The 13,120-nt window shown below is 71.4% G+C and carries 12 protein-coding genes; 7 read left to right on the top strand and 5 right to left on the bottom strand.

Translation table 11 applies throughout. The features are described from left to right. The first annotated feature begins 119 nt into the window (after positions 1–119). The 4 genes from ACFXGI_RS34125 (at position 120) to ACFXGI_RS34110 (ending at position 2,646) form a co-directional block, all read left to right on the top strand. Positions 120–1,172: a LacI family DNA-binding transcriptional regulator gene (locus tag ACFXGI_RS34125; RefSeq protein WP_384715379.1), complete on the top strand. Its 1,053-nt coding sequence runs from the start codon at positions 120–122 to the stop codon at positions 1,170–1,172. A gap of 95 nt (positions 1,173–1,267) precedes the next feature. Beyond that, positions 1,268–1,495: a hypothetical protein gene (locus tag ACFXGI_RS34120; RefSeq protein WP_384715376.1), complete on the top strand. Its 228-nt coding sequence runs from the start codon at positions 1,268–1,270 to the stop codon at positions 1,493–1,495. Positions 1,496–1,577: 82 nt separating this feature from the next. Beyond that, on the top strand, positions 1,578–2,144 hold the full coding sequence (locus ACFXGI_RS34115) for a SixA phosphatase family protein (protein ID WP_384715373.1): 567 nt from the start codon (positions 1,578–1,580) through the stop codon (positions 2,142–2,144). Between the two features lie 64 nt (positions 2,145–2,208). After that, entirely contained in the window at positions 2,209–2,646 is a 438-nt protein-coding gene (locus tag ACFXGI_RS34110) for a VOC family protein (protein WP_384715370.1), read from the top strand. Positions 2,647–2,671: 25 nt separating this feature from the next. Here the strand turns inward: ACFXGI_RS34110 and ACFXGI_RS34105 are convergent, their stop codons facing one another. Then, positions 2,672–4,066 (bottom strand): alpha/beta hydrolase family protein, encoded by a 1,395-nt coding sequence (locus tag ACFXGI_RS34105; RefSeq protein WP_384715367.1) that lies wholly within the window; start codon positions 4,064–4,066, stop codon positions 2,672–2,674. Positions 4,067–4,280: 214 nt separating this feature from the next. On the opposite strand from ACFXGI_RS34105, the gene ACFXGI_RS34100 reads away from it, so the two are divergent. After that, positions 4,281–5,180: an NAD-dependent protein deacetylase gene (locus tag ACFXGI_RS34100; protein WP_384715364.1), complete on the top strand. Its 900-nt coding sequence runs from the start codon at positions 4,281–4,283 to the stop codon at positions 5,178–5,180. Between the two features lie 42 nt (positions 5,181–5,222). On the opposite strand, the gene ACFXGI_RS34095 is transcribed toward ACFXGI_RS34100, so the two are convergent. Then, positions 5,223–6,398 (bottom strand): permease, encoded by a 1,176-nt coding sequence (locus ACFXGI_RS34095; protein WP_384715469.1) that lies wholly within the window; start codon positions 6,396–6,398, stop codon positions 5,223–5,225. A 220-nt stretch (positions 6,399–6,618) separates the two neighbouring features. Here ACFXGI_RS34095 and ACFXGI_RS34090 point away from each other — a divergent pair, with 220 nt between their 5' ends. After that, positions 6,619–8,340, top strand: coding sequence for an FG-GAP repeat domain-containing protein (locus tag ACFXGI_RS34090; RefSeq protein WP_384715361.1), 1,722 nt, complete (start codon positions 6,619–6,621; stop codon positions 8,338–8,340). A gap of 105 nt (positions 8,341–8,445) precedes the next feature. Here ACFXGI_RS34090 and ACFXGI_RS34085 read toward each other — a convergent pair whose 3' ends face one another. From ACFXGI_RS34085 to ACFXGI_RS34075, 3 genes are all read right to left on the bottom strand, one after another. After that, a complete protein-coding gene (locus tag ACFXGI_RS34085) occupies positions 8,446–10,896 on the bottom strand; it encodes a SpoIIE family protein phosphatase (protein ID WP_384715358.1) in 2,451 nt (816 codons plus the stop codon). Positions 10,897–11,117: 221 nt separating this feature from the next. After that, the gene (locus ACFXGI_RS34080; RefSeq protein WP_384715355.1) at positions 11,118–11,462 is read right to left on the bottom strand and encodes a GNAT family N-acetyltransferase; all 345 of its coding nucleotides are present in this window, start codon (positions 11,460–11,462) and stop codon (positions 11,118–11,120) included. A 25-nt stretch (positions 11,463–11,487) separates the two neighbouring features. Then, positions 11,488–12,435, bottom strand: coding sequence for a pirin family protein (locus ACFXGI_RS34075; RefSeq protein ID WP_384715353.1), 948 nt, complete (start codon positions 12,433–12,435; stop codon positions 11,488–11,490). Positions 12,436–12,580: 145 nt separating this feature from the next. Here ACFXGI_RS34075 and ACFXGI_RS34070 point away from each other — a divergent pair, with 145 nt between their 5' ends. Beyond that, positions 12,581–13,033 (top strand): carboxymuconolactone decarboxylase family protein, encoded by a 453-nt coding sequence (locus ACFXGI_RS34070; RefSeq protein ID WP_384715466.1) that lies wholly within the window; start codon positions 12,581–12,583, stop codon positions 13,031–13,033. Positions 13,034–13,120: the final 87 nt, after the last annotated feature.

The following is a 13,120-nucleotide window of genomic DNA, read 5'->3' as shown; positions in this document are numbered from 1 at the left end:
GGTTTGGGGCGCGGCGGGGGCTGGTCCACCCCGTTGCCTTACCGTACCGGCACAACCGAATGTAAGCCTTGCCGGAACGTTCCGGCAAGGCTGGGCTCGAACGTCTAGAATCCGGAGACGTGACCACCCCGACCCCCCGCACCGTGACCCTGCTCGACGTCGCCCATGCCGCAGGCGTCTCCAAGAGCACGGTCTCCGACGCCCTCCAAGGCTCCGGCCGGGTCGCGGAAACCACCCGGGACCGGGTCCGCGCGATCGCCGAGGAACTGGGCTACCGCCCCAACAGCGCCGCCCAGCGACTGCGCCGAGCCCGCACCGGAGCCATCGGCCTCCACCTGCCCAGGACCGCGACCCGGCTCGACTACTACATGACCTTGGCCTTCGGAGCCGTCGAGCGCGCCCAGGAGGAAGGCCTCGACGTGGTCCTGCTGGCCCCGACAGGCGGCTCCACCCGCTCCTTCGGCCCCCTCGGCCCCACCCACTCCTCCGGCTCCTCCGGCCCCCTGGCCTCCCGCGTCGACGGCCTCCTCGTCATCGACCCCGAGATCGACGACACCGCCGTACCCGGGCTCCTCGGCTCCGGCGTCCCCGTGGTCACCGGTGAGCGCTACCTCGGCCCCTCACCCACCCCCACCGGAGCCGTCGTCTGCGACAACGCAGCCTCCCTCACCACGCTCCTCGACCACGTACGCGACCGCGGCGCCCGCCGACCTTCCCTCCTCGCCCCCGAAGGCAGCTCGTCCTGGGCCCAGGCACTTCGCGCGACCGCCACGGCCTGGGGCGCCGCCAACGGCACCGAAGTCGCCCTGCGCACCGTGCCGTTCGCCGCCACCCCCACCGACACCGAAGCGGCCACCCTCGAACTCCTCACCGCCGATCCTTCGATCGACGCCGTCATCTGCGCCCCGGACGGCACGGCCCCCGGAGTCCTGCGGGCCGCCGCAGCCCACCACATGACCGTCGGAACCGACCTGCTGGTCGCGACCTGCGTCGACGGATCCGCGGCGCGCAACACCAACCCGCCCACCACCGCCGTCGACCTCCGACCGGCCGCGTACGGACGTGCCTGCGCGGAGCTCCTCTGCGACGTCCTCGCCGGACGCACCGCCCCCGACACCGTCCGACGCCACGAATGGGCCCTTCTCACCAGGCCGTCCACCACCGGCATCTGACCGCCGCAGACCGCGAGCGACTGCATCCTTCGGCCTACTGTGTTCTCGGCCCTGCGGAGGACGATCTTGCGGAACCGCCGCGAGAGGGTTGATCCGTGCGAACAACCATCGGATACACCATCGAAAGCATCGGCTACGTCATAGGAGCCCAGGGCCTCGTCAGCTTCGCTTCGCAGACCTTCTTCGGCACGGAGTGGGGCTGGCTGCACAAGCTCGTCGACCTTCCTTCCGCCGCCTACCTCGGCGTCGTCGCCGTGGGGCTGGCACTCGTCCTCGCCGGCGTGAAGACGCGGAAGGCGCCCGCGCGCCAGGAGCTCGCCTGACCGGCGGGGACTTCCAGCCCGCGACTCCCCTTCACCCGCGACGAACGGAGCCGTTCACGGTCCCGGGCCCTACGCTCGGGGTATGAGGCACAGCGACCGAGTTCCCGAGGTTCACGACGTACGGGATGCGGGGGCGGACGGCGCGGCGCGCCGGCTCGTGATCCTGCGACACGCCAAGAGCGCCTGGCCGGACGGGGTTCCCGACCACGACCGCCCGCTGGGACCCCGCGGGCTGCGCGACGCGCCCGCGGCCGGCCGGCTGCTCGCCCGCTCCTTCGGCGTACCGGATCTCGTGCTGTGCTCCCCGGCACGCCGCACCCGTGAGACCTGGGATCTGGCCGCGGCGGAGCTGGACCGCATGCCGCCCGTCCGGCACGACCCGCGCCTGTACGCGGCCGACGCGCAGGACCTCCTCGACGTCGTCCGCGAGGTCTCTCCCGAGGCGGGCACCCTGCTGCTGGTCGGGCACAACCCGGGCCTGGAAGACCTGGTGCTGCTGGCCGCAGGGGCGGCCGAGGGGGATGCCCTGGAGCGCGTCCGCACCAAGTTCCCGACCTCGGCAGTGGCCGTACTGACCCTGCGGGGCCCCTGGTCGGACCTCGGGCCGGGCGCCGCGCTGCTCACGGACTTCGCCGTCCCCCGCGGGTAGCGGAAGGACGGGGGTCCGCGGTGCCGGAGGTGCCCGATCGGCCCGGCTCGCTAGCATGCAGCGCATGGCCATCAAACTCGAGAACGTCGGGATCGCCGTTCGCGACATCGAAGCAGCGATCTCCTTCTTCACGGACCTCGGCCTCACGGTCGTCGGCCGTGACACGGTCAGTGGTGAGTGGACCGACACCGCCGTCGGCCTCGATGGCAATCACGCCAAGATCGCGATGCTCAGGACGCCGGACGGTCAAGGTCGCCTTGAGCTCTTCGAGTACATCCACCCCGAAGCGATCGAGTCGGAACCCACCCGTCCCAACGAGATCGGCATGCATCGCGTCGCCTTCTCGGTCGACGACATCGACAAAGCCCTTGAGACGGCCGCGAAGCACGGATGCCGTCCGCTTCGCGGCGTCGCCACCTATGAGGACGTCTACAAGCTCACCTACGTCCGCGGTCCCAGCGGCATCCTCGTGATGCTCGCCGAGGAGCTGAAGAAGAACTGACGGCCGGCCGGGCCCATTGTCCGGCCTACGAGCCCAGCGTCTTGCCGAGCCAGTCGAAGACGACCTCGCAGTGCAGTTGCGGGGCCATGGGGGAGCAGTGCAGCTGCGCCCCTTGGGCCGCCGTCAGCTTCAGGTAGTCCTTCGGCGAGGTGAGGGCGTCGTACATGCGGCGCGGCTGGCCGGGGTAGAACTGCTCGCCCTCGTAATCCAGCACCAGGGTCGGCGCCTTGATGCGGCCGACGACGTCCGTGATGGTCAGAGCCTTGACGCGGGTGGCCGGGGTGTAGAAGTCGGTGAACAGCTTGCCCTGGCGGGCTTCGAGCATCGCGGGAACGGAGAACGGTTCGAACCGCTTCTTCATCACATCAGCCGCGTCCGGGGGCAGTTCGGGGACGACTTCCTTGTTCCAGATGTCGTTCGTCTGCTGTTTGTCCGGGGTGAGGATCTTCCGGATCTCGGGCGGGAAGCCCAGCCACGGCTCCACGCAGCCCGGCATCGCCACCAGGGCGGCGATGCGCGTCTCGAACGCCGCGGCCCGCGGAGCGAGGTCGCCCGCCATGCTCAGGCCCGTCAGGGCGATCCTGCGGGAGTCCACGTCCGAGCGGGCCGTCAGCCAGTCGACGAGGGGCGTGACGACCCGCTCCCAGGTCGGGGTGAACACCACACGGTCCACGAAGAGCAGTTGTCCCTGGCCCGGTCCGTCGTACACGAGCGCGTTCCAGCCCCGTTCCAGCGCGGCCGGGACCCCGTACGTCCACATGTCGACGTTCTGGCCGTCGCTGCCGTTGGTCAGGATCACCGTCGGGCGCGGGGCGCCGGACGTGTCGGGCCGGAAGAACCACACCGGCAGCGGTGTGGTCCCGTAGGGCACCTTCGCCTTCACCGGGGCGGGCTCGCACAGGTCGCAGAAGGCGTCCCAGGCGGCGCGTCCCGCCTTGTAGAGCTGCTCCTCGCTGCCGGGGTCGTCCGAGCCCAGGACGAAGAACAGCGCCTGGCCGTAGTACTGGGCCGCGCGCAGGGCCCGGAAGCGCTTGGTCCGGCCGTCGGCGGGGGCGCCCGGGGGCGCCGCCATGAGCTGGTCGCCGAGGCTGCGGAACGTCTTGACGTACGACTGCGCCGTCAGTCCGGCTGCGTTGATCGCGTTCACGGCCGTCAGGACCTCGCCGACCTCCGCGGCGCCGGCGCCCGAGCCGCCGAGCGCGAGGAGTCCGTTGAAGTTGTACGCGGGGTCCTTGAACAGCGTCATCGCGCCCGGGGTGAGGCCGCCGCCCGCAGCGGCGGCCGAGCTGCTGGTGGCCGCGGCCGGGGCGCCGGGGGCGCCGCCGGGGGCGCAGCCCGCCAGGAGCGCGGCTCCCGCGCCGGCGGTGAGGAGGGCGCGACGTGTGGGTCCGGAGTGCGGATCGCCGTGTACGGGGCTCATGGCACCGGAGCGTAGAGCCGGACCGGCGCCCCGACCTCCCGGCCGGCCCGGCGCGGAGCGAGCCGGCCACCGCCCCGACCCGCCCCTGGACAGGGAGGTCGCGGTCCCACACCCTGCCGTACGGCCCTTGCGCCGTTCGGGCGACCTGAATCCCATTCCGGCCCTGAACCGGTGACCCGCTCCGCCGCGCCGGCTGTTGCGTACGCTGGCGGGTATGCGCATGCGCCCCACCCTGAGCTGGACGCCTCCCGTGGGCCTACGGCCCGGCACCACCGATCCGGAGCCGGTCGCCGACGCGCTGCGCGGCGGGGACGTGCTGGTGCTCAGCGGGGCGGGCATGTCCACGGAGTCGGGCATCCCCGACTACCGGGGCGAGGGCGGGAGCCTGAGCCGGCACACCCCGATGACCTACCAGGAATTCACTGCCAGCGCACAGGCCCGGCGCCGGTACTGGGCGCGCAGTCACCTCGGCTGGCGCACCTTCGGCCGGGCCCGGCCCAATGCCGGGCACCGGGCCGTGGCGGCGTTCGGGGACAGTGGCCTGCTCGCGGGCGTGATCACCCAGAACGTCGACGGGCTGCACCAGGTCGCCGGCAGTGAGGGCGTGGTGGAGCTCCACGGGAGCCTGGAGCGAGTCGTCTGCCTTTCCTGCGGCGCCTTCGCATCGCGCCGGGACGTCGCGCTGCGGCTTGCGGACGCCAATTCCGGATTCGAGCCCGTTGCTGCCGCTCTGAACCCGGACGGTGACGCCGACCTCACCGACGGGCAGGTCGGGGACTTCCGCGTGGTGCCGTGTCAGCGGTGCGACGGCATCCTCAAGCCGGACGTGGTGTTCTTCGGCGAATCCGTTCCGCCGCGGCGGGTCGAGCACTGCCGCGAACTGGTCGGTGGGGCACGCTCGCTCCTGGTCCTGGGCTCCTCGCTGACCGTGATGTCCGGGCTGCGGTTCGTCCGGCAGGCTGCCCGGGCCGGAAAGCCCGTACTGATCGTCAACAACGACCCCACCCGCGGCGACGAGCACGCTCTCGCCCGGGTCGCGCTCCCCCTGGGCCCGACCCTCACGGCCCTGGCCGCCGGACTGGGCATAACGCTCGACGAGCACGCGGCAACCTGAGACGGCGGGCCCGGCCCGTCGGCCACCGGCGGCCTCCACCGGTCAGCCGTGGCCGCCGTGACGGTCCTGCTCACCGTGCTCCTGGGCGCCTGGGCCGCCCCCCATCATGGCGAGCATCCGGCGGCCGCCGGTGCGGAGGAACCGGATCAGGAACGCGGCGGCGAGCAGGAGGAACGCGATGTTGAGGAACGTCGTGTAGTTCCAGGAGATCCCCTCCGCGGGGATCGTGGCGTCGGCCTGGTCGGGGATGAGCCCCAGAGCGCCGAAGAGGAACTCCACGACGTAGCCCGCGACGACCGCCGCCGTGTAGAAGGTCCAGAGGAGGAAGAGGGCGGTCCGCGCGCCGTAGTACTTCCGGTAGATGTTGAGGATCGGCAGGATCAACAGGTCGGCGAAGATGAACGCGACCACGCCGCCGAAGCTGATGCCCCCCTGCCACAGCACGACGGCGAGCGGCACGTTCCCGATCGAGCAGACGAACGAGGCGATCGCGACCAGCGGGCCGATGAGCGGGCCGATCAGCTTGGACGCCAGCGGATGGCCGTCGAGGAAGAGTGCGCTCCAGAACGAGTCGGGGACCCAGGCGGCGATGGCTCCGGCGATCAGCAGGCCGACCACGAGGTCCCGCAGGATCGCCGCCCACTCCATCACGAAGACGTGACTGGTGGAGGTGAACCCCTCGCCCGACAGCAGGCGCCGGGTGAAGGAGCCCTCACGCTTCACGGACATGTCCATCGCGGCGTGGCCCTCCATCGACCCGGCGACGCCGCGTTCGGCCTGCCGCTGCGCCTGGCGCAGCAGCCCGTCGCGCAGGAACAGCCGGAACAGCCCGGCCAGAGCGATGATCATGACGGGTCCGCCGACGAACTCCGCCGCGGTGAACTGCCAGCCCATGAGCAGGGCCAGGATCACGCCGAGCTCGATCACGAGGTTGGTTGACGCGATCTCGAAGGCCATCGCCGCAGTGAAGTTCGCGCCCTTGCGAAACAGCGAGCGGGCCAGCGCCACCGCCGCGTACGAGCACGAGGAAGACGCCGCACCCAGTCCCGCCGCGACGGCCAGGGTCTTGGGGCGGTCGTCCCCCAGGTGCGAGACCACCGTCGACTTGTGGACAACGGCCTGCACCACGGCGGACAGGGCGAAGCCCAGGATCAGTGCCCAGGTGATCTCCCACGTCATGGAGAGAGTGATCGACAGTGCGTGGACGACGGCGTGGATCATTCCCGAAGCCTCCCGGTTCGCATCCTGTGTCGGGCACAGCGACACGTCGCCACTGCGAACTTTTGGGCGCCGCAACGCCCGAATGAACACCCGATCGGGTCATGGAACCGTTTGCGTATGAATACGTGTCTCCCATGGCGCAGCAAGACGTGTCCGGGCGACCCCGGTTCGATCCTCAGGGGGGATCTTGACTTCTTCACATCGCGGACGACTGCGTTTGCTGGCTGCCGGCGGCGTACTCGCCCTGGCCGCCGGCGCCCTGGCCGCCGCCCCGAGCAGCGCTGCACCGCAGCTCCGCACATCCGGCTCCGTCACCGCCCTGCCCGCGGCCGGCCCGGCGGCGGATTCGGTACCGGCGGCCGCACCGGGCGGCGACCGCCAGTACCCGGGCGTCGTCCTCCCCGGCCGCGCCACGAAACCGGCGGGGGCGGCCGCGGCCAAGCCGCGGCACGACATCGACGGCGACGGCCTCAGCGACATGATCGTCATGGAGTACGACCACAGCACGGCCGTCTACCTGTCGAAGGCCGGTGCCTGGAGCGACTACGTGATCTACAGCACCGACCCCGACGCCTCGTACAAGGACCTGCTGCCGGTCGGAGACGTCGGCGGCACGACCAAGGCCGAGCTGCTCTCCCTCTCCTTCGACGGCGAGCTCACGCTTTACGAGATCGGCCCGCAGGGCACCTCCGCACCCCTGTGGTACGGCGGCGGCTGGCAGAAGTACGACCGCCTCATCGCCACCGGGGACATCACCGGAGACCACCACCCCGACCTGCTGGCCCGCGATCACGCCGGCGACCTGTGGCTGTACACGGGGACCGGAACGGTCAGCAGGCCCTTCAACACGCGGGTCAAGGTCGCCTCCGGCTGGGGGATGTACGACCAGATCGTCGGCGCGAGCGATGTCGACGGCGACGGGCTCGGCGACGTCCTCACCCGTACGCTGAGCGGCGAACTGTGGTTTCACAAGGGGGCGGGGAGCGCGACCGCCCCGCTCAAGGCCCGCGTCAAGGTCGGCACCGGCTGGAACACGTACAACGTGATCAGCGGCCCGGACGACGTCGACGGCGACGGCATGAGCGACTTGATCGCTCGCGGCCGCGACGGCAAGCAGTACCTCTACAAGTCGATCGGAGGTGGCAAGTTCGCCGCCCCCACCTACTACGGCAGCGGGTGGGAACGGAACAAGTTCATGGTCGGAGCCGGCACCACGCAGCTCTACGGCAAGGCACAGAACCTCGCCACCGAAGCGAACGACACCCTCGCCAAGTACAGCGCGCTGGCCAACGGCACCTACCTGCTGCCGCCGATCGCGGTCGGCAAGGAGACGCCCGGCTCCCGCAACACGTACGCCACCGGGCTCAACAACCACAACCACGCGAGCTACGTGCAGAACATCGGCAGTGACCTGTACATCCGCGGAGAGCGGGTCAGCACGACGTGGAACTACACCATGACGGTCGGCCCGGGCGACCTGACCGGCGACGGCAAGGGCGATCTGCTCAGCCGCGACTCGAGCGGCACCCTGTGGCTCCACCCGGGTGACGGTGCGCTGGTCACCCGGTTCGGCGCGCGCGTCAACGCAGGCACCGGCTGGAACGCCTACGACGCGCTCGTCGGCGCGGGCGACTACTCCGGCGACGGGCGGGCCGACCTGCTCGCCCGGGACACCTCCGGCCGCCTGTTCCTCTTCAAGGGCACGGGCACGGCCACCGCGCCGTTCGCCGCCCGGGAGCAGGTCGGCAGCGGCTTCGGCCAGTACGACCTGCTGTTCGTCCCGGGTGACATCGACGGCGACAGCAAGGGTGACCTGCTCGCCCGCCTGCCGAACGGTGAGGTGTACCGGTACAGCTCGACGGGCAACGCCGGCACCGAGACCTTCGCCGCCCGGGTGAAGTTCGGCAGCGGCTGGAACATCTACAAGAGCCTCATCTGAGTCCTGCGGCCCCCGGTCGCGAAGCAGTGACGGCGCGGGCCCGTCCACCGGTGCCATCCGGCCGGTGGCCGGGCCCGTGTCCGCCGCCGGGCCGGGGTGGCGGCGCTACGTGCCCCGGGCGAGCCGCTCGCGCGGTGCCAGCGGCACCTCGGCCCACACCTGTTTGCCGCTGCTGAGCGGTACCGAGCCCCACGACGCGGTCGTCGCCTCGACGATGAGGAGCCCGCGGCCCCCGGTAGCCGTCCAGTCCACGGACGTGGGCTTGACCGGGCTGCGGGGCGAGCCGTCGTTCACGGCGATGCGCAGGCGGTCCGCGGACAGGGTCAGATCCAGCCGGACCTCGCCCTGCGTATGGGCGATCGCGTTGGTGACCAGCTCGGACACCACCAGCAGGGCGATGTCGAGCTCCTCTTCCACGCCCCACGAGCGCAGGGCGCGCGCGGCGAAACGGCGAGCGTGCTGGACCGCGTTGGGGAGCCGCCAGACGGTCCAGTTCGTCCGCATCGGGCGGACGCGGGTGCCGTCGTAGCGCAGGAGCAGCAGCGCCACGTCGTCGTCCCGCCGGTTGACGCCCGCGAGCAGTTCGTCGGCCACCATCCCAGGGTCGGCCGGGTCCGCCATGGCCAGTACGTCGCACACCCGGCGCATGCCGTCTTCGAGACGGACGTTGGACGACTCGACCATGCCGTCCGTCAGCAAGGCCAGCATGGTCCCCGGTACCAGGCCGACTTCCGTCAGGGGGAACTCGGCGTCAGCGACCACTCCCAGGGGCGGTCCTCCCTCGACCGTGAACTCCGCGGTGCTGCCGTCCGGGTGGCGCAGGATCGGTTGCAGGTGGCCGGCGCGGACGAACCAGGCGATGCCCTCCTCCATGTCCAGGTCCACGTACAGACACGTGGCGAACAGGTCCGTCTCCATACCGACGAGCAGCCGGTTGGCCCTGGCGATGACGACATCGGGCGGGTGTCGCTCCACTGCGTAGGCCCTCACGGCCGTCCGTATCTGGCCCATGATCGTCGCCGCTCCGGCGCTGTGCCCCTGCACATCGCCGATGACGAGCGCCACGTGGCCGTCGTTGAGCGGGACGACGTCGTACCAGTCGCCGCCCACTTCGAGCCCCGCGGTCGCGGGCAGGTACCGGGCGACGGCCATCCCACCGGGCAGGGAGGGCAGCTTGCGCGGCAGCAGGCTGCGCTGGAGCATCGTGGCGAGTTCATGGCCCGCGTCCAGCGCGTGCGCGCGCATCAGTGCCTGGCCCACCAGCCCCGCGGTGGCGGTCAGCAGCGACCGCTCCTCGGGCCCGAACCGGTGCTCACCGTCCCATCCGACGAGGCAGACCCCGACCATCCGGCCGTCCGCCGGCAGCGGCAGGACCGCGAGCCCACCGGGTCCGATGCCCGCGAGAGCGGGCTCGAGGTCCGCACCCGGAGGCCACAGGCTCACATGTCCCTCCCGAATCGCGTTCTGAAGGGTGGGCACGTCGTGCATCGAGGCGTCCGGCCACTCCGATCGCCATTCCGAACGCCACATGTCCGGCCAGGCGCGCGGCTCGGGAGGGTCGAGCACGGTGATCACGAGCCGGTCGGCCTCCAGCTCGGCGACCAGCACACGGCTCGCCTCCAGTGGGTCGCGCAGGGAATTGACGACGATCTGGCTGACGTCCCTGATGGTCGCCGCGCCGGCCAGTTTGGTGGACAGCCGCTGCACGATGGAGACTTCGTCGGCGCTCGGGCGCAGGTAGGAGGCGTCGGCCACGACACCGAGGACCCGCACCGGGGTGCCGTCGTCGTCCGTCATCACCCGGCAGCGCAGGCCCAGCCAGCGCAGCTCACCTCCCGGCCTGCGGATGCGGAACGCCAGCTGCTGCGGATCCGTCGTGAGCCTGTCGGGCTCCACGATGGCCATCAGCGCGGGGACGTCGTCCGGCACGGCCGCCGCGAGCAGCGTCTCCACGTTGCCGCCGAACTGGTCGGGCGGGATGCCGAGCAGCTCCAGTACGCGTGCGTGCGCCTCCATCCGGCCGGAGCCGAGGTCCAGGATGAAAGCACCGCCCCGCAGCGGCACCAGCGTGTGTCCCAGTACGGGGCGCGGGGCCGTACGTCCGGGGGCGTGGGCGGCCGCGGATTCGAGTCCGGCGGCGACCTGGTCCGCGTACAGCTCCAGCAGGCTCCGGCGGTCGCTGCTGAAACCGTCGGGGACCTCGCCCGCGACGATCAGGCAGCCCAGATCCCTGGCGCCGTGCCCGAGGGGCAGGGCGCCGAGCGAGAGCCTGGCCGGCAAAGCCCTGACGGAGTCGTTCGGTACCCGGCCGGGGAAGTGGTGCGGGTCCTCCTCCACGTATGCGGCGAGCGCCTTCGGGGTCAGCCACAGCGGGCGGCCCGAGCGGTAGGCCTCGGCGGCCGGGGAGTGCCCTTCCACGGAGAGGACGGCCGGGAGTCCGTAGAGCATGGCGCGGTTCCCGGTCATCTCGGCCAGATGGAGTTCCTTGCGGCCGTCGGAGAGGACGTAGACAGCCGCCAGCTCAGCCCCGCAGAACGCAAAATGTTCTCTGGTCACGGTCTGTAATGCCCTCGTGTGCCGGCAGCCACGTCGACCGCCCTCCCTCCATGCTGTCGCGCTTTGCACCATCAGCGCGAGTCAGGAGGGTCAGGGGCGTGGTGGGCGCATGTCGCGCCCGGGGTGCGAAGGGGGGCGGGGCAGCGGGACACGCGGGGGTGCACGGGCGTTCACCCCGGGCGTGGGCCACCGCGCACCGTACGCGCTGTTCCGCCGAGAGCTCAGCGTCCCAGCCGGGTGTCGAGCCAGGTCAGGACCTCGGGGGTGACGGGGTCGGTGATGTCCGAGAATTCCTGGTGCTTGGTGAGGAACTTGGCCACGTACGGGCAGACGGGCACGATCCGCAGCCCGCAGGCGCGGACGTCGTCCAGGGCCTGCTGAACGAGGATGGCGGCGAGTCCCTGGCCGGCGTAGGCGTCGTCGATCTCGGTGTGGAAGAAGACCCGCTGGTCATCGCGGTCGCGGTAGGCGGTCAGGCCGGCGCGGTGGTCGTCGACGAGGATCTCGTAGCGGTGGCGGGCGTCGACATGGCGGACGACGGGGGCGGTGGTGGTCTGGTCGCTCATGGCGAAGGTCCTTTCGGTGCGGGGATCAGTGCCGGGAGGGGTTCTTGCGGGGTGCGATGACGGCGTTGGGCAGGGCGGGGGCCGGGAGCCGGTCGCCGGGGTGGCCGTCGACGGTGCCGAAGCGGTCGGAGGCCCGTTCCCATTCCTCCCGCGCCTCGACGATGTCCTGGTGACTGCGGCCTACGAAGTTCCACCACATCACGATCTCCTCCTCGAAGGGCGGACCGCCGAGCAGGATCGTCCGGGCCGGCCGGTCGGAGGCGTTGGTGAGGGTGAGGGCGCTGCGGCCGGGGGAGGCGTAGCCGAGTTCGGCGGGGCGCAGGAGGGCGCCGTCGAGACGGACGTCGCCTTGGTCGACGAGGAGTCCGTGCTCGAACTCCGGGTCGACGCCGAGGGTGACGGTGGCGCTGGCGTCGATGAGGATCTCGGCGCCGAGAAGCGGGGTGAAGGTGCGCACGGGGGAGGCCGCGCCCGCGAGGGCGCCCAGGAACACCCGCAGCTGCGCCCCGTCGACGTGTAGCTGCTCGGGTGCGTGGTGCTGGAAGTCGCGGGGGGCGTGGCGGTGTTCGCCGGGGAGGGCCACCCAGAGCTGGACGCCGTGCAGGACGGTGGTGCCGGGAGTGGAGACCTCCGTGTGGCTGATGCCGTGGCCTCCGGTCATGAGGTTGACTTCGCCCGGCCGTACGAAGGCGTGGGTGCCCAGGCTGTCGCGGTGCTCGATCTCCCCGCTGAAGAGCCAGCTCACCGTCTGGAGCCCGGTGTGCGGGTGGGGTGCGACGTCCATGCCGCCGGAGTCGGCGACCCGGTCGGGGCCGTAGTGGTCGGCGAAGCACCAGGCGCCGATGAGCGTCCGGGACCGCTGGGGCAGTGTGCGGCGTACGGTCATGGCCCGCGGCCCGCCGAGCGGGACGTCCCGGGCGGTGAGGACCTCGACCTCGATCTTGGCCTCGGGCTCGATCTCCGTGTGACCCATCTCCCCTGTCCCTCCCGCGCAAAGTAGTTCTACTTTCAACAATTATGGGTGATCATAGTCCCGAAGGCAACCCACGACAACAGGCGAAGGAGCACAGGGTGATCGAGACGGCACGGGCCGCGGAGCCCACCGGACCGACGACCGGATCTACGTCGACAAGCAGAGCCCCGTCGCGTACCAGGCGCTCGTCAAGACCGCCGACGCCGTCCGCACGACAGCGACCGAGGCCGGCCTGGACCGGATCCTCGTAGAGCTGGTCAACCTCCGGGTGTCCCAGCTCAACGGCTGCGCATTCTGCCTCGACGTCCACACCCGGGCCGCACTGCGCGCCGGGGAGACCACCCGGCGCCTCGGCGTGCTCGCGGCCTGGCGCGACACCGGGCTCTTCACCGCCCGCGAACGCTCCGCCCTCGCCCTCGCCGAGGCCACCACCCACCCGGCGGACGCCCTCGCCCAGGAGCGGGCCTACGCGCAGGCGCGCGAGGTCTTGGACGACGACGAGATCTCGGCCGTGATCTGGGTGGCGATCACCATCAACGCCTTCAACCGGGTCTCGATCCTCAGCAAGCACCCGGTACGGGAGGCCCCCGCCCGCTGAACCGCTCCCACCGCTCGTGGGCGGTCCGGGTCGGAGCCGGGTCGGATCCGGGTCGGCGGCGGGGGCCTGCCGGGGGAGAGGTTCCCC

The organism is Streptomyces sp. NPDC059355, assembly GCF_042752335.1.
In the GTDB taxonomy this organism is placed as follows: Bacteria; Actinomycetota; Actinomycetes; order Streptomycetales; family Streptomycetaceae; genus Streptomyces.
Note: the sequence above shows the minus strand (reverse complement) of the source record. Positions and strands in the feature narration are given on the sequence as shown.